Origin of the sequence: Streptomyces sp. 1114.5 (assembly GCF_003635085.1) — a bacterium.
GTDB lineage: Bacteria > Actinomycetota > Actinomycetes > Streptomycetales > Streptomycetaceae > Kitasatospora.
This window is the reverse complement of record NZ_RBXE01000002.1, coordinates 1,804,199-1,820,900: the sequence shown is the minus strand read 5'-3', so window position 1 is coordinate 1,820,900 and position 16,702 is coordinate 1,804,199. Positions and strand designations below refer to the sequence as shown.

At 73.1% G+C, this 16,702-nt stretch carries 13 protein-coding genes; 7 read left to right on the top strand and 6 right to left on the bottom strand.

Features of this window, described 5'->3' with window-relative positions; genetic code table 11:
* Positions 1-76 precede the first annotated feature (76 nt).
* Positions 77-1,255 (top strand): N-acetylglucosamine-6-phosphate deacetylase, encoded by a 1,179-nt coding sequence (gene nagA, locus BX285_RS31080; protein WP_259470863.1) that lies wholly within the window; start codon positions 77-79, stop codon positions 1,253-1,255.
* Between the two features lie 102 nt (positions 1,256-1,357).
* Here the strand turns inward: nagA and BX285_RS31075 are convergent, their stop codons facing one another.
* The gene (locus tag BX285_RS31075) at positions 1,358-3,835 is read right to left on the bottom strand and encodes an RICIN domain-containing protein (RefSeq protein WP_121178932.1); all 2,478 of its coding nucleotides are present in this window, start codon (positions 3,833-3,835) and stop codon (positions 1,358-1,360) included.
* Positions 3,836-4,061: 226 nt separating this feature from the next.
* Here BX285_RS31075 and BX285_RS31070 point away from each other — a divergent pair, with 226 nt between their 5' ends.
* The 6 genes from BX285_RS31070 to BX285_RS31045 all read left to right on the top strand — a co-directional run bounded on the left by BX285_RS31070 (position 4,062) and on the right by BX285_RS31045 (position 12,041).
* The gene (locus BX285_RS31070) at positions 4,062-5,168 is read left to right on the top strand and encodes a LacI family DNA-binding transcriptional regulator (protein WP_121178931.1); all 1,107 of its coding nucleotides are present in this window, start codon (positions 4,062-4,064) and stop codon (positions 5,166-5,168) included.
* Complete coding sequence (locus tag BX285_RS31065; protein ID WP_097234852.1) at positions 5,155-5,913, top strand: DeoR/GlpR family DNA-binding transcription regulator; 759 nt, start codon at positions 5,155-5,157, stop codon at positions 5,911-5,913. Before BX285_RS31070 ends, BX285_RS31065 begins: the two co-directional genes overlap by 14 nt.
* A 196-nt stretch (positions 5,914-6,109) precedes the next feature.
* A complete protein-coding gene (locus BX285_RS31060) occupies positions 6,110-7,387 on the top strand; it encodes an extracellular solute-binding protein (protein ID WP_259470862.1) in 1,278 nt (425 codons plus the stop codon).
* A 35-nt stretch (positions 7,388-7,422) separates the two neighbouring features.
* Positions 7,423-8,385 (top strand): carbohydrate ABC transporter permease, encoded by a 963-nt coding sequence (locus BX285_RS31055; RefSeq protein ID WP_121179101.1) that lies wholly within the window; start codon positions 7,423-7,425, stop codon positions 8,383-8,385.
* Positions 8,382-9,254, top strand: a complete 873-nt coding sequence (locus BX285_RS31050; protein ID WP_121178929.1) for a carbohydrate ABC transporter permease — start codon at positions 8,382-8,384, stop codon at positions 9,252-9,254. The genes BX285_RS31055 and BX285_RS31050 overlap by 4 nt, the downstream gene beginning before the upstream one ends.
* Positions 9,255-9,350: 96 nt before the next feature.
* Positions 9,351-12,041, top strand: coding sequence for a TIM-barrel domain-containing protein (locus BX285_RS31045; protein WP_259470861.1), 2,691 nt, complete (start codon positions 9,351-9,353; stop codon positions 12,039-12,041).
* Positions 12,042-12,141: 100 nt separating this feature from the next.
* Here BX285_RS31045 and BX285_RS38790 read toward each other — a convergent pair whose 3' ends face one another.
* From BX285_RS38790 to BX285_RS31020, 5 genes are all read right to left on the bottom strand, one after another.
* Positions 12,142-12,915, bottom strand: coding sequence for a zinc ribbon domain-containing protein (locus BX285_RS38790; RefSeq protein WP_259470860.1), 774 nt, complete (start codon positions 12,913-12,915; stop codon positions 12,142-12,144).
* Between the two features lie 480 nt (positions 12,916-13,395).
* Positions 13,396-13,986: a phage tail protein gene (locus tag BX285_RS31035; protein WP_121178927.1), complete on the bottom strand. Its 591-nt coding sequence runs from the start codon at positions 13,984-13,986 to the stop codon at positions 13,396-13,398.
* A complete protein-coding gene (locus BX285_RS31030; RefSeq protein ID WP_121178926.1) occupies positions 13,983-15,944 on the bottom strand; it encodes a putative baseplate assembly protein in 1,962 nt (653 codons plus the stop codon). The genes BX285_RS31035 and BX285_RS31030 overlap by 4 nt, the downstream gene beginning before the upstream one ends.
* Positions 15,944-16,384: a GPW/gp25 family protein gene (locus BX285_RS31025; protein WP_097234858.1), complete on the bottom strand. Its 441-nt coding sequence runs from the start codon at positions 16,382-16,384 to the stop codon at positions 15,944-15,946. Before BX285_RS31025 ends, BX285_RS31030 begins: the two co-directional genes overlap by 1 nt.
* Positions 16,381-16,692, bottom strand: coding sequence for a PAAR domain-containing protein (locus tag BX285_RS31020; RefSeq protein WP_121178925.1), 312 nt, complete (start codon positions 16,690-16,692; stop codon positions 16,381-16,383). Before BX285_RS31020 ends, BX285_RS31025 begins: the two co-directional genes overlap by 4 nt.
* Positions 16,693-16,702 lie beyond the last annotated feature (10 nt).

The following is a 16,702-nucleotide window of genomic DNA, read 5'->3' as shown; positions in this document are numbered from 1 at the left end:
GCGCAAAGCTGCAATGGGATGATTGGATCTGAGCAAAAGATAGGCTAGTCGATCAATTTTGAACAGGAGGGTCACCGTGGAACCCACTGCGCACCGCTTCGCCCTGGCCGGCGCCCGCCTGGTCCTGCCCGGCGGCGTCGTCGAGGGCGACCGGCTCGCGATCGAGGGCACCCGCATCGCGGCCCTCGGCGGCGACACCGAACCCGGCGACCTCGACCTCACCGGACACACCGTCGTCCCCGGCTTCGTCGACCTCCACGTCCACGGCGGCGGCGGCGCCTCCTACGCCTCCGGCCTCGCCGAAGAAGCCCTCCACGCCGCCCGCACCCACCTCCACCACGGCACCACCACCACCATCGCCTCCACCGTCACCGGCGAGATCGACGACATCGCCCGCCAAGCCGCCGTCCTCTCCGAACTCGTCGAGGACGGCACCCTCGCCGGCATCCACTTCGAGGGCCCCTTCATCTCCCACAACCGCTGCGGCGCCCACCGCCCCGACCTGCTGCGCGACCCCGACCCCGCCCTCGTCCGCAAACTCCTCGACGCCGCCCGCGGCCACGCCAAAATGGTCACCCTCGCCCCCGAACTCCCCGGCGGCCTCGACTCCGTCCGCATGCTCACCGACCTCGGCATCATCGCCGCCGTCGGCCACACCGACTCCGACTACACCACCACCCTCCAGGCCATCGACGCCGGCGCCACCGTCGCCACCCACCTCTTCAACGCCATGCCCGGCATCGCCCACCGCGCCCCCGGCCCCATCGTCGCCCTCCTCGAAGACGAACGCGTCACCGTCGAACTCATCAACGACGGCATCCACCTCCACCCCTCCGTCCTCGACCTCGCCTACAACACCGCCGGCCCCACCCGCGTCGCCCTCATCACCGACGCCATGGGCGCCGCCGGCATGGGCGACGGCCTCTACCCCCTCGGCCCCCTCCAAGTCCAGGTCAAGGACGGCGTGGCGATGCTCCCGGACGGCAGCTCCATCGCGGGCTCGACCCTCACCCTCGACCGGGTCTTCCGAAGAGCGGTCACCCTCGGGAAGCTGACCCTCCCCCAGGCCGTCGAGTCGCTCTCCGCCACCCCCGCGCGCCTGCTCGGCCTCGCCGACACCGTCGGCTCCCTGGAGACCGGCAAACTCGCCGACCTCGTCGTGCTCGACTCCACCGGCTACGACCTGGTCGCCGTCATGCGCCACGGCCGCTGGGTGCTCGGCGGCGAGCGCTTCGACCACGTCCGGGGCCACTGACAGCCACCGGCGGACGGGCGGCCGACAACGGACGGGCGCCCGGCAACGGACTGCGCTGACGCCACGTCCGGCGTCAGCGCAGTCCGCCCGGGCGGGCCCGGGTCAGCCGATCGACCACCGCTGCAGCGGTGAGCCGGTGTCCGGCTGCTGGGCCACCGGGGTGCCGTCGGCCGCCGAGTCGGCGGTGAGCAGCAGCCCACTGCCGACGGAGGCGAGGGCGTAGCGGCCGTCGGCCAGCAGCCGGACGGTCCAGTGCTGGTTGGCGCGGCCGGTGCACGGCCACTGGATCACCGCGGCCCCGGCCGCGCCCGAGCCGCCGCTGACGTCGGCGCACATCGCCGACCGGCCGTTCACCAGCTCGTACGAGCCGTCGGGCTGCGCGCGGAACTGCCAGAGCTGGTTGCTGTCACCGGACAGCGGCCAGGTGATGAGCCGGTTCCCGGCGGTGGTGCTGTTGTCGGCGTCGTCGAGCGCCCGGCCGCCGGTGGTGAGCGTGTGGGTGCCGGTGAGGGCCGGGGTGACGCTCCAGGTGAACGTGGTGGAGGCGCGGGCGGTGCCGGAGGTGGCGGTGACGGTGACCTTGGAGACGCCGGGGCCGGTCGGGGTGCCGGAGATCAGGCCGGCGGGGCTGACGGTGAGCCCGGCGGGCAGGCCGGTCGCCGTGAAGGTCAGCGGCTTGCCGGCGCTGTCGGTCGCGCTGAGCTGCACCGATGCGGCCCGCCCGACGGTGCTTGACTGGTCGCCGGGGCCGGCGAACACGACCGTCTCGGTGGCCGTGCCGGTCGGGGTGAGCGTGAGGGTCTGCCGGGCGGCGGTGCGTCCGCCGCCGACGGCCGAGCCGGTGGTGTCCGTCCAGTACCGGGCGGGCGTGGTCTCGGCCGGGCTGCCGGCGGCGGTCAGGCCGAGCACCAGGCCGCTGTAGCGGTTGACCAGGCGGAAGCCGCTGCCGGCGGGCACCGGGAACCACTGCTGCCCGGCGCCGTTGCCGCCGCCGACGGTCGGGGCGGCGCCCCAGGCGCGGCCGGCGCGGCCGGTGTCGGCCGAGGTGTCCACCCCGAGGGCGCCGCCGGTCGCGGCGTTGACGATCCGGTAGGAGCCGTCGCCGTTGCCGACGAAGGACCAGGACTCCAGGGCGGAGCCGGTGGCGCCGGGCAGCGAGGTGGTCGCCGGGCTGCCGCTGCGCTGGGCCAGCACCCGGCCGTCGCCGTTGGCGATCCGGTACGTCCTGGTCGGGTCGAAGGGCGCGGGGGCCGGCCGGCTGGAGCCGACGGTGAGCTCGGCGTACTGGCCGTCCGAGCCGGAGCAGGCGAAGGCGCAGTACGACCGGAAGGTCTTGCCGACGATGGTGGAGCCGGTCAGGGTGGCGCTGTCCAGGAACCAGCGGTACCAGGAGGCGGTGTGGTAGCCGCCGGTGTCGCCGAGCAGGGTCCACTGCTGGGTGGACAGGTCGGCGGTGGCGTAGATCTGCTGCGGGGCGTTGCCGCTCTGGTCGACGGCCTGCGGCGTGCCGAGGTAGAGGCCCAGGTAGGCGTCGTAGGCGATGTTCATGACGAACAGCGGTGTGCTGGGGGCGAGCGTCCCGGCGGCGATCTGCTGCTTGACGGTGCCGGGGTTGGCCGGGTCGTACTCCTTGGCGGGCGGCAGGTAGCCGGTCGGGTTCGCGGAGTCGGCGGGCACCAGGTCGCTCTCCCGGCCGCCCGCGCCGGGCTGCGACCAGGCGCCGTCGTACCACTTCTGCCAGCTTCCGGGCGCCATCTTGGCGGCGATCGGGGCCCGGGCGACGTGCTGCTGGAAGGCGCCCCAGCTGCCGCCCTTGTCGACGATCCGCGAGCCGTAGAAGACGTAGAAGTAGCCGGAGGCGGTGTCCGTGAACAGGCGCTGGTCGCCGTCGCCGTAGGAGTAGGTCTGGGCGGGGAAGGCGGCGGTGTCGCCGCGGGTGGTGCTGTACGGCGAGGTGATGGCGTGGTCCCGGATGGTCCAGGTCCGGCCCTGGTCGGTGGAGACGGCGTAGTCGATGGCGTCGTAGTGCAGGCCGTCGCCGAAGGGCTGCGGGGTGAACTCGTTGTGCACCAGGCCGTACCAGTCGCCGGTGTCCGGGTCGACCCAGACGCCCGACAGGTCGCAGTAGTTGCGCTGGGCGTAGCCCGAGCCGGTCGGTGCGTAGCTGGACTGCCGGCCGGTGGGGCTGTTGTTGCAGCGTGCGGTGGTGTCGTCGTTGCGGTCGGTGGGGTCGGCGGGGTTGACGGCGTCGCTGATCGTGGCGGACCTGGTGGCGTGGTCGAAGTCGCGGCCGGTGTAGAAGTCCCACTGCCGGGAGTCGTTCGCGCCGTAGAGGGAGTGCGACTGCTGGAAGTAGAAGGTGCCGTCCTTGTCCGTGTAGACGGCGGCCGGGGTGTCGTCCGGGTACGGGTACGAGCCGGTCTTCCCGACCGTGACGGTGTACGTGGCGGCGGTCGGGGGTGCGGGCGGCGGCGCAGCCGGGCGAGCGGCGGCCGGGGCGGCGGTGAGGGCACCGGTGCCGAAGGCGGCCAGGGCGGCGGCGGTGAGGGCTGCGAGCAATCGGCGTCGATGGGCTGGCACTTGTTCTCCTCTTCCCTGTGGGGGTGGGGGTGCGGAACGGAGACGCGGCCGGGGGACGGCGGTTCCGGCCGTCGGCCATGCGGAAGATACGGTCGGGTTGACCGGTAAATCAAGAGAGCTGGCAGAAACCCTCGAAGCGCGCTGAGATCCCGCTGCTTGACGGCCCCGCAGCGGTGTCCTAGGTTGCACGGGAACCAAGTTGACCGGTCAATTCCGAAGGACCCCCATGGTGACGATGCAGGACGTGGCCGAGCGCGCCGGGGTCACCAAGCAGACCGTCTCCAACGTCATCAGGGGCCGGGGAGCCGTGAGTTCGGCGACCGCCGCGCGGGTGCGCGCCGCGGTCGAGGAGCTGGGCTACACGCCCAACTTGGTCGCGCGTTCGCTGGCCACCGGCGCCACCAGGACGGTGGGCCTGTTCGTCCCGACCGTGACGGCGCCCTTCTACGCCTCGATCGTCGAGGAGGTCGAGGACGTCCTCGACGAGAACGGCTACCACCTGCTGCTGTGCACCACCCGCCTCGACGGCGAGCGCGCCGCGCGGCACCTGGCGGGCCTGACCAGCCGCTCGGTGGACGCGCTGCTGATCGCCGGCGACCGGGACCTGATCGACCACCTGCCGCCGCTCGCCGAGGCCTCCTTCCCGGTCGCCCTGTGCGCCTGGGAGACCGACACCCCCGACCGCTTCCCGGTGGTCACCATCGACTACGAGCGCGCCGGGCAGCTGGCCGGACGCCACCTGCGCGAGCTCGGGCACGAGCGCGTCGCCGTCCTCGCCAGCCCCGACCACGCCCCGCGGGTCGCGGGCTTCCGCCGCGCCTTCGCCGCCGACGGCCTCACCGTCCCCGACACGGCCGTCCACCTCGCGCCCGAACCCACCCCGGCGGGCGGGTACGCGGCGGCGAGCGCCGCGCTGGCCGCCGACCCGGGGATCACCGCGCTCTTCGCCACTCACGACGTCCTCGCCCTCGGCGCCCTGGAGGCCGCCCGCGCCGCCGGCCGCTGCGTCCCGCACGACCTGTCGATCGTCGGCCACGACGACAGCCCGGAGATCGGGCTCGCCCGGCCCGCCCTCACCAGCGTCGCCATCCCCAAGCGGGAGATGGCCCGGGAGGCGGTCGAACTGCTGCTGCGCGCCCTCCGCCGGTCGGGCGCCCCGGCCAACTCGCTCCAGCTGCTGCGCCCGGAGCTCGTCGTCCGGGACAGCACCGGGCCCGCCGTCGACATCGGGCCGGCGGCCGACACCGGGCCGGTCGGCGGGCAGCGTGCGCAGTTCTGCGCGGAGTCCTCCCCGTGCGGCGGCGCACTACACTTCCGACATGCTCAAAGCTGACCGCACCTCCAGGATCCTCGCGCACCTCACCGAGGCGGGCAGCGCCGACGTGCACGAGCTGGCCGAACTCCTGCGGGTCTCCTCGGCCACCGTCCGCCGGGACCTCCAGGAGCTCCACGACCAGGGCCTGCTGCACCGCACCCGCGGCGGGGCGGTCACCGGCGCCGTCAACCTCGAACTGCCGCTGCGCCACAAGCACGGCACCCGGCAGGCGGAGAAGCGCCGGATCGCGCTCGCGGCGGACCGGCTGGTGCCGGACGGCGCGGTGGTGGGGCTGACCGGCGGCTCGACGACGAGCGAGCTGGCCCGCGTGCTGGCCGAGCGCGGCGGGATCACCATCGTGACCAACGCCGTCAACATCGCGGCCGACCTGATCGTGCGCCCGGACGTCCGCCTGGTGGTGGTCGGCGGCATCGCCCGGACCACCAGCTACGAACTGGTGGGCCCCGCCGCGGACCGGATGCTCGCCCAGTACCACCTCGACCTCGCCTTCATCGGCGTGGACGGCCTGACCCCGCAGGAGGGCTGCACCACCCACGACGAGATGGAGGCGCAGACCGACCGCGCGTTCCTGCGCAGCAGCGCGCGCTCGGTGGTCCTGGCCGACAGCAGCAAGATCGGCCGGGTCACCTTCGCCCGGATCTGCCCGCTCACCGAGGTGGACGACCTGGTCACCGACACCGAGGCCGATGCGGCCGAGGAGGAGGCCTTCGCCGCCTGCGGGGTGCGGGTCCAGCGGGTCTGACTCCCGCGCACCACCCACGACGCCCGGCCGGGGCCTCCCCGGCCGGGCTTTTCCGTGGCTCCGGGCGGGCTTTTCTGCCGTTCCGCCGTTGACATGGCCCCTCGGACGCAGCAAGCTCTTTCAAACCTGCGCAAAACCAGCTCACTTCAAGCATCTGCGATCACCAGATCAAGCACGAACGAAGGCGGTCCCTGCGGTGGACAAACGGATACCGGCCCTCCTCACGGTGTGTGCCCTCGGCGCCCTCACCCTCACCTCCTGCGGCAGCAGCGGCAGTAGCGGCGGCGGAACCGACGCCGACGGCAAGGTGACGCTCAAACTCGTCGCCGCCGACTACGGGGACAAGGAGTCCAACAGCTCCAAGGCCTACTGGAACGGCGTCGCCACCGCGTTCACGGCAGCCAACCCCGACATCAGGGTCGACGTCCAGGTGGTCAACTGGAACGACATCGACCAGCAGGTCAAGACGATGATCCAGAGCGGCAACGTGCCGGACGTCCTGCAGACCGGCGGCTACGCCGACAAGGTCGCCGACGACCTCCTCTACACGGCGGAGGACGTGCTCTCCCCCGCCACCCGGGGCAACCTGATCGACAGCTTCGCCAGGGCCGGCCAGGTCAAGGGCGTGCAGTACGGCATCCCGTTCGTCTCCTCCGCCCGGCTCCTGTTCTACAACAAGGCGCTCCTCCAGCAGGCCGGCGTCGCCCAACCCCCCACCACCTGGGAGGAGTTGCGCCAGGCCGCCGAACAGGTCAAGGCCAAGGTCCCCGGCGTCACCCCGTACGCGCTGCCGCTCGGCCCCGAGGAGGCCCAGGGCGAGAGCATGATCTGGGAGCTCGGCAACGGCGGCGGCCCCACCGCCAAGGACGGCTCGTACGCCCTGGACAGCCAGGCCGACATCGACACCTTCCGCTGGCTCAGGACCAACCTGGTCGACCCCGGCCTGACCTACGCCAACCCCGCCACCACCGACCGCAAGACCGCCTTCGCGGACTTCGCGGCCGGCAAGGCCGCCATGCTCGACGGCCACCCGTCGCTGATCCGGATGGCGAAGGAGGGCAAGGTCGACTACGGCGTCGCGCCCATCCCCGGCAAGGCGGGCCCGCTCGGCTCCACCCTCGGCGTCGCGGACTGGATGATGGCCTTCAAGAAGAACGGCCACCGCGACCAGGTCAGGAAGTTCCTCGACTTCGCGTACGCCAAGGACAACATGCTGAAGTTCGACGAGACCTACAACCTGCTGCCCGTCACCCAGGACACGCTCAGCGCGCTGACGGCCGGCGGGAACCACAAGGACCTCGAACCCTTCTTCGCCGTCCTGCCGAACGCCGTCTTCTACCCGCTCGGCGACACCACCTGGGACGTGGTCTCGGCCGAGCTCAAGAAGGGCATCGGCACTGCCGTCTCGGGCGACCCGGCCAAGGTGCTCGCCGACCTGCAGAAGAAGGCCCAGGACGCCGTCGCGAACAAGTGACCCGCCCGCACGGCCGCCCCGCGAAAGGCACCCCCGTGACCCTCAGTACCCCCACGGCCCTCGGCACCCACGCCGACGGCTCCCCCGCACCGCCCGCGGCCCCGCGCCGCCGGGCGGCCCCCGCGGGCGCCCGGACAGGCAGGCTCGGGCCGCTGCCGTGGATCGCCCCGGCCGTCCTGCTGATCCTCGCCGTCGTGCTGTGGCCGGTCTACGAGATGCTCCGCACCTCGTTCCTGCGGATCAGCACCAGCGGCTTCGTCCGCGGCTCCGCCGGGCTGGACAAGTACCGCAAGCTCTTCGGCGAGGCCGACCTCGGCCACGTCCTGACCGCCACGGTGGCCTGGACCGTCGCCGTCGTCGGCCTGACCATGCTGGTCTCGCTCGGCCTGGCCCAGCTGTTCGACCAGCGCTTCCCCGGCCGGCGGTTCGCCCGCTGGGCCCTGCTCGCGCCCTGGGCCGCCTCCGTCCTGATGACCGCCATCGGCTTCCGCTGGATGCTCGACCGCACCGCCGGCGTGCTCAACACCGCCATGACCGACCTCGGCCTGATCGACGGCCCCCGGGACTGGCTCGGCGACCCCGCCACGGCCTGGCCCTGGATGGTGGCCGTCGCCGTCTTCGTCTCCCTGCCGTTCACCACCTACACCCTGCTGGCCGGCCTCCAGACCGTCCCCGCCGAGCTGTACGAGGCGGCCAGGGTGGACGGCGCCTCGCGGTGGCAGGCCTACCGCCGGATCACCCTGCCGCTGCTCCGCCCGGCCTTCCTGGTCGCCGTCGTGATCAACCTGATCAACGTCTTCAACTCCTTCCCCGTGATCTGGGGCATGACCCGGGGCGGCCCGGGCAGCGACACGGCCACCACCACGGTGTTCATGTACCAGCTGAAGAGCACCGACATCGGCGAGTCCGCGGCGATGTCGGTGGTCAACTTCGCCCTGGTGGTACTGATGGTCCTGGGCTTCCTCAAGGTCAGCCGCTGGTCCGGGGAGGAGAGTTGACGACCCATCAGCTCTCACGCCCGGCCGCCGTGCCGGCCCGCCCCGGACGGCGCCGGATCGCCCCGCGCACCCTGGCCCTCGCGGGGGCGGCCTGGCTGCTGGCGGCGGTCTTCCTGCTCCCGTACCTGGAGATGGTCGTCACCGCACTGCGCCCGGCGGACGAACTGCGCGACGCGGGCTACCTGCCGCGGCACTTCGCCTGGTCCGCCTTCGTCGACGTCTGGCGCGAGTCCACCCTCGGCGGCAACCTGAAGGTCACCCTGCTGGTCGCCGGCGGGTCCACGGTACTGGCGCTCCTGGTCGCCCTGCCGGCCGCCTACTGCACGGCCCGCACCAGGTTCCGGGGCCGCCGGCTCTTCCTGCTGCTCGTCCTGGTCACCCAGATGTTCCAGCCGACCTCGCTGCTGGTGGGCCTCTACCGCGAGTTCTACCAGCTCGACATGCTCAACTCGGTCTGGACGCTGATCCTCTGCAACGCCGCCTTCAACCTGGCCTTCGCGATCTGGATCCTCACCGCCTACATCTCCTCCATCCCCGTGGAACTGGAGGAGGCGGCGATGCTCGACGGCCTCGGCCGGCTCGGGGTGCTGCGCCGGGTCGTCCTGCCGCTGGCGATGCCCGGGGTGGTGACGGCGGTGATCTTCACCTTCATCTCCGCCTGGAACGAGTTCGTGATGGGCCTGACCCTGTCGACGGACCCACGGAGCCAGCCGCTCACCGTCGGCATCAACAGCTTCATCGGCAACTACACCGTGGAGTGGAACTACCTGTTCGCCGGATCGGTCGTCGCGATCGTGCCGGTCGTGGTGCTGTTCGCCCTGATCGAGCGGCACGTCGTCTCCGGACTGACCGCCGGATCGCTCAAGTAGCCGCCCGCGCCGCGAGCACACCCCCGAACCGGCCGCGCCCTGGACCGCCGCCGCCCCGAACCGCCCACCTCGTCGACCACCGACAGGAGCATCCCCGTGCGCTTACACCGACCCCGACCCCGAGCCCGCTCCCGAGCCCGCCTCCGCCGGGCCGCCCTCACCGCGGCCCTGGCCAGCCTCGCCGCCCTGGCCGGCCCCACCCTGCCGGCCCGGGCCGCGGGCACCCCCTCCGCCGTCCTCGACCAGGGCCACCAGAGCGTCAGCTGGCAGAGCCCCGGCTACGCCAAGGGGACGCTCGGCGGCGCCACCAGCTGCCCGAGCGCCGCGCAGGACCCGGACGGCGCCGTCTGCAGCCGCTTCGACCTGACCGTCGACGTGCCGGCCGGCTACTGGGACGACAACCCGGAGGGCGGCATCCCGCTCTCCATCCAGTGGCAGAACCCCACCGACGACTTCGACCTCTACGTCTACGACGCCACCGGCAAGGAGGTCGCCGAGAGCGCGGGCACCGCCGACCCCGAGGCGACCGTCATCCCGAAGGCCTCCGGCACCTACCACGTCCTGGTCGTCCCGTACGACGTCCACGGCGGTTCCTTCACCGGCCGCGCCTACCTGCCGAAGACCACCGACGCGGGCGACCTGACCGCCTTCTCCGGCTCCCAGGGCAGCTACGACATCTCCGCCGGCCCGCTGAAGGCCAAGGTCGACTTCCTCGCCGACGACCGGCTGCGGCTGCGCGCCGCCCCGGACGGCGTGTTCACCGACCCGGCCGGCCGCACCATCATCCGCGAGCAGCCCGAACTCCAGCGCGACACCAGCACCTTCGACGCCGGCGACTACCACGGCATCCGCTCCCAGGACGTGGTGCTGCGGGTCTACAAGCACCCGCTGCGGTTCGCCCTGTACAAGGCCGACAACAGCACCGTGATCTGGCAGGAGGACGCGCCGCTGCGCTGGAGCACCGGCGGCCTGCGGCAGAGCCTGGTGCGCGGCGCCGACGAGCAGTTCTTCGGCGGCGGCGAGCAGAACGGCAGCTTCTCGCACCGCGACCGGACCGTGCACGTCTCCAACAGCTTCGACTGGAACGAGGGCGGCTACAACAACTCCCAGCCCTTCTACGTCTCCAGCGCCGGCTACGGCGTCTTCCGCAACACCTTCGCCCCGGGGATCTACGACTTCGGCTCGCCGGTCCGCACCGGGCAGCAGGAACGGCGCCTGGACGCCTACTACTTCACCGGTGACGTGAAGTCGGTGATCGGGCAGTACACCGCCCTGGTCGGCAAGCCCTTCATGCCGCCGGTCTACGGCCTGGAGCCCGGCGACTCCGACTGCTACCTGCACAACGCCAACCGCGGCGAGCGCCACACCACCGACGCCGTGAAGATCGCCGACGGCTACGTGCAGAACGGGATGCCGCTCGGCTGGATGCTGGTCAACGACGGCTACGGCTGCGGCTACGAGAACCTGCCGCAGACCGGCGAGGGCCTGCGGAAGGACCACGCCCAGCTCGGCCTCTGGACGCAGAACGGGCTGCCCAACCAGGCCGAGGAGGTCAAGGCCGGGGTCCGGGTGCGCAAGCTCGACGTGGCCTGGGTCGGCAACGGCTACGACTTCGCGCTGAACGCCTGCGACCAGGCCAAGGCCGGCATCGAGGACAACAGCGACGCCCGCGGGTTCGTCTGGCTGCCCGTCTCCTGGGCCGGTGCCCAGCGCTGCGGCGTGCTGTGGAGCGGCGACCAGAGCCTGTCCTGGGACTACATCCGCTGGCAGATCCCCACCTACGCCGGCGCCACCATGTCCGGCATCGCCTACAACACCGGGGACGTCGGCTCCATCTTCCGCCGCGACCCGAAGATGTACACCCGCGACCTGCAGTGGAAGGCCTTCCTCCCGGCCATCATGACGATGGACGGCTGGGCCCGCGACATGTCCGGCAAGGAGCAGCGCGACCAGCAGCCGTGGCTGGACGGCGAGCCCTACACCTCGATCAACCGCAAGTACCTGCAGCTGAAGGAACGACTGCTGCCGTACATGTACACCCTGTCCGCCGAGGCCACCAAGACCGGCATCGGCGCCGTGCGCCCGCTCGCCCTGGAGTACCCGAACGACCCGGGCGCCCTCGGGCCGAACGCCACGTACGAGTTCCTGGCCGGGCCGGACTTCCTGGTCGCGCCGGTCTACTCCGACACCTCGGTGCGCAACGGCATCCACCTGCCGGAGGGCACCTGGACCGACTACTGGACCGGACGCACCTACCAGGGCCCGACCACGATCGACGGCTACTCCGCGCCGCTCGACACCCTGCCGCTGTTCGTCAGGGGTGGTGCGATCGTGCCGATGTGGCCCGAGGGCACACTGTCCTGGCAGACCAGGAACCGCGGCGAACTCGACTACGACCTCTACCCGCAGGCCCAGGGGGACTCCTCCTACACCCTGTACGAGGACGACGGGGTCACCCGGCAGTTCACCGCCGGCTCCTCCGCCACCCAGCAGGTGGACGTCCACGCCGCCGGGCCGGTCACCGTGGTCAAGGTCGGTGCCAGCGTGGGCAGTTACGCCGGGAAGCCGGCCTCCCGGGCGTACCGCTTCACGGTGCACGGCCAGCCCGCCCCGCGCCAGGTGGTCACCCGGGGCGGCCCGCTGCCCCGGATCGCCTCGGCCGCCGCGCTCGACTCGGCGGCGGCGGGCTGGTACTACGACGCCGCGACCGGCGTGACCCGGGTCAAGACCGCGGACCAGCCCACCGACCAGGGCTTCTCCGTCGAGCTGATCCACGGCGGGCACTGACCGCGCTCGGGTGACCGCTCGGGCTCCCCTCGCAGGCAGGTGCTGCGGGGGGAGCCCGGGCGGTTCCGGTTTCCGTCCTCGGGGCTCAGGCGCGCTGCTCTCACGTGCGCTTGAAGAACTCCACCTCGGCCAGGGCGATGGCCCGGTCGGGGCCGGTCCCGGCGGCCTCGCGGACGGTGAGCTTCACCTGGACGACGTCGCTGAGACCGGTCGCCACGGTCTGCGGGCCCGGCTGGTCGTTGAGCGTGATCCGCTTCTGGTGCTGCCCGCCGTCGGCGTCCGTGACCTCCAGGGACAGCACGAGCGGACGGGCCTGCTGGCGGAACTGCTGCGGGTCCGCGGAGCCGCCGGTGTGGATGATCAGGTCCACCAGCCGGAACGGCGTGCGGAAGGCGAAGGTGACGGAGTCCCCGACCGCGGGCGCCCCCCAGTAGGTGTTGGTCAGGCCGTCGTCGGCCGCGGTCGCCGGGTGGCCCTCGACGGCGGCGCTCGCCGAGGTCGAGGCGGGGGTGATCGGCGCGGTGCTGCCGAGCTTGTCCAGCACGTCCTGGAAGGCGTCCTTGCCCGCCGGGTACAGCACGATCCCCGCCACCACGACGGCGGCCAACGCGACCAGCGCGATGGTGCGGCGCAGCGCGTTGCCCGAGCCGCCGATCCGCACCCGGCGCCGGAACGGCCAACGGGTGCGCCACCAGGGCAGCTCGGGCGGCGTCGCGGTGACGGTCAACGGTGCCGCGCAGCGGCGGCAGAAACGGCGGTCGGGCAGGTTGGGGGTGCCGCAGCGGGGGCAGGGCGGGCCGTCCGGGGTCTCGTCGGCGGCGGACTGCCGGACGACGGGGCGGGGGGCGACGGGCTTGGCGGGCTGCACGGCCACCGGGTCGGCCTGCGGCTGGGGCTCCGGCGTCGGCTCCGGCGTCCGTGCCGCTTTCGGTGTCGCTGCCGGCGTCGTCGGTACGGGATCCGGATCCTGAGCGGGAGCCGGCCGTACCCGGGAGCTGGTCGACGGCTCGCTCTCCGCGGCGGGCGGGACCGGCGCCGCCGGCGGGACGGGCGGTTGCTCCGTCCTGCCGCGTGCCGTCCGGCGTGACGCGGTCCGCCGGGTGGATTCGGCGGGTGCAGGCGCAGGCGGCGCGGGTGCAGGCGCAGGCGGCGCGGGTGCAGGCGCAGGCGGCGCGGGTGCAGGCGGCGCGGGCGCGGGTTCGGGCACGGGTTCCGTGGCGGGCGCGGGCACGGCGGGTGGCGCCGCCGCCGTGGCAGGGGCGCTGCGCGACCAGCCCAGGTAGGCGCCGCAGTTGCCGCAGAAGTCGTCCCCCTCCCCGTTGACAGTTCCGCAGTCGGGGCACACCGGCATCCGTCAGCCCTCCGCTCGGCCGGGTGGACCGGGCAGGATCTCCACCCGGAAGCTCAGATGGACCGGGCAGCCCGCCCTGACGACGGACAGCACCCGCTCCTCGTCCGGTACCGGACCGTGCAGCGGCCAGACCCGGATCAGTACCTCGCCCGCACCGATCGACGCAGGCGGCGCGGGCGGTCCGGGCGGCAGCGCCGCCCCGGGGTCGGTGGACCAGGAGACCCCGCCGCCGTCCACGATCTCGACACCGGCGCCCAGCACCAGCCGCAGCCGTTCGGCGAGTCCGCGCCGGGTGCCGCGCCACCGGTGCAGCTCCACCGCGCGCCCGACCACCGCCCGGCGGACCTCCAGCGGCCAGGCCGGGTCGACCTCCACCGCGACCCAGGAGGCCAGCCAGTCCAGGAAGTCGGCCGGCGCCAGCCCCGGCCGGAAGTAGGCGGGCAGGCTGTCCAGGGTGGCGAAGACCGGGGCGAGGACGGTGTCCAGGCCGGCCGTGAACCGCTGGGCGAAGTCGTCCTCGGCGAACAGCGCGGGAAGCAGCGCGCCGATCGGGTGCGGACTGGGCAGTCCCGGAACGGCAGCCCGATTGCTCATGAGAACCCGCCTTCCTCCGCCGCCGTCACCACGACCTGGTGCTGGTGGGAGAAGACCAGGGCGTCCGGCGGGACCTCGACCCGCTCGGCGGGGGCGCCCCTGCGCCCGGTGATCGGGTCCGCCGGGAACAGCCGCAGCTCCTCGACCCCGGCGACGGCGGCGACCTGCTGGAGCACCGCGAACACCTCCCCGTACTGCACCGCCCGGCCGAACGGCCAGCCCCGGCCGTCGGCGCCGCCGCGCAGCGGGTTGAGGTACCGGTAGAGCGCGGCGAGCACCGCTTCACGGACCCGGTCGGGGTCGGTGTCGCGGGTGGTGAGCCGGGCGACCACCGTCACGCCCTGGTAGGCGGGGGGCTGTACGGCGATCCGGGTGCCGATCAGCCGCCGCTCGTCCAGGGCGGTCGCGACGGCGGCCAGCACCTGCTCGTCGGGGATCAGTTGCTCGAACCGCAGCCGGTCGCCGTCGTCCGCGACGGCGTCGGGGACGACCAGCACCCGCACCGCCCCCGCCTCCCCGCCGCCGGCGGGCACGCAGCTGATCCGGGCGGCGGAGGGCGCGGCCTGCCGGGCGATCAGCTCGAAGTCCCCTGCGGTGACGGCCCGTTCCTGCAGCCGCAGCTGGTGCGGGGCGCGCAGCTTGGCGTTCTCCACCGTCTCGCCGTCGACTCCGCCGCGGGCTGCCTCCCGGTTGTCCACCCGGGCGATGTACGGGACGGAGCTGCGCAGCACCGTGAGGGTGCCGCGGGCGACGTTGCCCGCCGTCCCGCCGCCGGTGCGGTAGTGCGGGACGCGCAGCTGGGCGCCCTTGGGCGGCACCGCCCCGAAGGCGCGCAGGCTGCCGTCCGGCTCCCGGACCGCGGGCGGGAACTGGAACTCGCCGGTGGTGGCGTCGAGCACCACGTGCCGGTCGGTCGGCGCGGAGTCGCCGAAGTGCTCCACGAGCGTCCACGGCTGCCAGCCCTCGCCGGCCGCGACCTCGACCACCGGGGGTTCGCCGTCGAGCAGGACCGGCGGCCGGGCGAGCCGGAAACGCTGGCCCGCGACGCCCTCCGAGGAGCCGAGCGGCGCGTCGGTGACGGTCTGCGCGTGGACGACGGTCGCGGTGCCGCCGACCGTGAACACCTCGGCCCGGCGGATGGTCGGGGACTCGGAGTAGAACGGCTGGCCCGGCCGCGGCTCGGTGACCCGGCAGCGCAGCCAGCCGGCCCGCCGTCCGGCGACCACCGACGCGGTGTGCCCGGCGGGCACGAAGACCACCACCTCGCCGGGCCGGTTGAGGCCGCCGGTGGTGTCGCTGCCGGTCTCGCAGCCGATCCAGCGGGAGCCGTCCCACACCTCCCAGGCCAGCGGAGGCTGGCGCGGGTCGACGCCGACGCCCTCCACCCGGCTGTCCAGCCGGACGACCAGGATGCAGCGCGGCACCACGGCGGGCAGGGCGAAGAGCATGGCGTCCCCGGCCTCCGGGCGCGGCTGGAAGCAGGGCACGTCGGCGCCGTCGGCGATCCGGGCCGTACGGTCGGACTGCTCGCCGCCGGCGTGGACGGTGACCAGGCGTTCCAGCTCGCTGGGAACGATCGGCAGGTCCTCGGCGGTGGCGAAGACCACCGCGTCGTCGGTCTCGGTGCGCAGCGTGGAGACCTCGGTGCCCGCCCGCAGCAGGACCGTCTCGGGCTGCGGGGCCGAGAGCCAGAAGTCGACCTCGGCCCGGGCCGCGGCGGGCGGGAAGAGCCGGATGCCGAGCAGGTCGAGGAAGGCTGCGTAGTTCTTCTCGGGAACCCGGTTCAGCCGGTAGAGGAGCTGGTCGACCAGGTAGGCGAAGGTCTCGATGAGGGTGACGCCCGGATCGGAGACGTTGTGGTCGGTCCACTCCGGTGCGCGCTGCTGGACGTAGCGCTTGGCCTCGTCCACGAGTTGCTGGAAGCGGCGGTCGTCCAGGTTCGGGGAGGGCAGGGCCATCAGCCGGCGCTCCCGTCCGCCATGGCCGCTTCCCGGTCCGGATCGGGGTGCTCCGGGATGGTGTAGAAGGGGAAGACCAGGTTGCGGCGGTCGTTGGTGGCGCGCACGGTGTAGTGGACGTCGATGTAGAGGGTGCCCTCGTCCACCCGGTCGAAGGCGATCACCACGTCGTCCACCTCGATCCGCGGCTCCCAGCGTTCCAGGGCGATGCGCACCTCGCGCGCGATCCGCCCGGCGGTGGTGCTGTCGCCGGGGGCGAAGACGTACTCGTGGATGCCGCAGCCGAATTCGGGGCGCATCGGGCGTTCGCCGGGGGCGGTGCCGAGGATCAGCCGGATGGCTTCGGCGATCTCCCGGTCCCGTTCCACCATGCCGATGCCGCCGGTGGCGTTGACCCGCAGCGGGAAGGCCCAGCCGCGGCCGATGAAACTGCTGGTCATACGGTGCCTCCGATCAGCACGTTGAACGCGCCGCTGGTGATGGTGGCGCCGCAGGTCGTCTTGTCCCCCATGCGGGCCGCGGGCAGCCCGCCGATCAGGACCACGCCCCCGGTCACTCCGCCCATGGCGGGTTCCACGAGGTTGGCGGGGCCCAGCTCCACGTGCGGGACGCAGGCGTGGATGCTGCCGACCACCGCGGCGGGCCGGCCGCCGATCAGCACGGTCGCCACCCTGACGGCGCCCGGCGGCGGGGTGGTGAGGGCGCCGCCGTGGTCGGTGAGGTCGCCGGTCCGGGCTGCGGGGGGCATGTACGGTCTC

Excerpts from the sequence above, each read along its gene's own strand:
- BX285_RS31070 (WP_121178931.1), top strand. The coding sequence starts at position 4,062 with ATGGTGACGATGCAGGACGTGGCCGAGCGCGCCGGGGTCACCAAGCAG.
- BX285_RS31065 (WP_097234852.1), top strand. The coding sequence starts at position 5,155 with ATGCTCAAAGCTGACCGCACCTCCAGGATCCTCGCGCACCTCACCGAG.
- BX285_RS31035 (WP_121178927.1), bottom strand. The coding sequence starts at position 13,986 with ATGAGCAATCGGGCTGCCGTTCCGGGACTGCCCAGTCCGCACCCGATC.
- BX285_RS31030 (WP_121178926.1), bottom strand. The coding sequence starts at position 15,944 with ATGGCCCTGCCCTCCCCGAACCTGGACGACCGCCGCTTCCAGCAACTC.
- BX285_RS31025 (WP_097234858.1), bottom strand. The coding sequence starts at position 16,384 with ATGACCAGCAGTTTCATCGGCCGCGGCTGGGCCTTCCCGCTGCGGGTC.
- BX285_RS31020 (WP_121178925.1), bottom strand. The coding sequence starts at position 16,692 with ATGCCCCCCGCAGCCCGGACCGGCGACCTCACCGACCACGGCGGCGCC.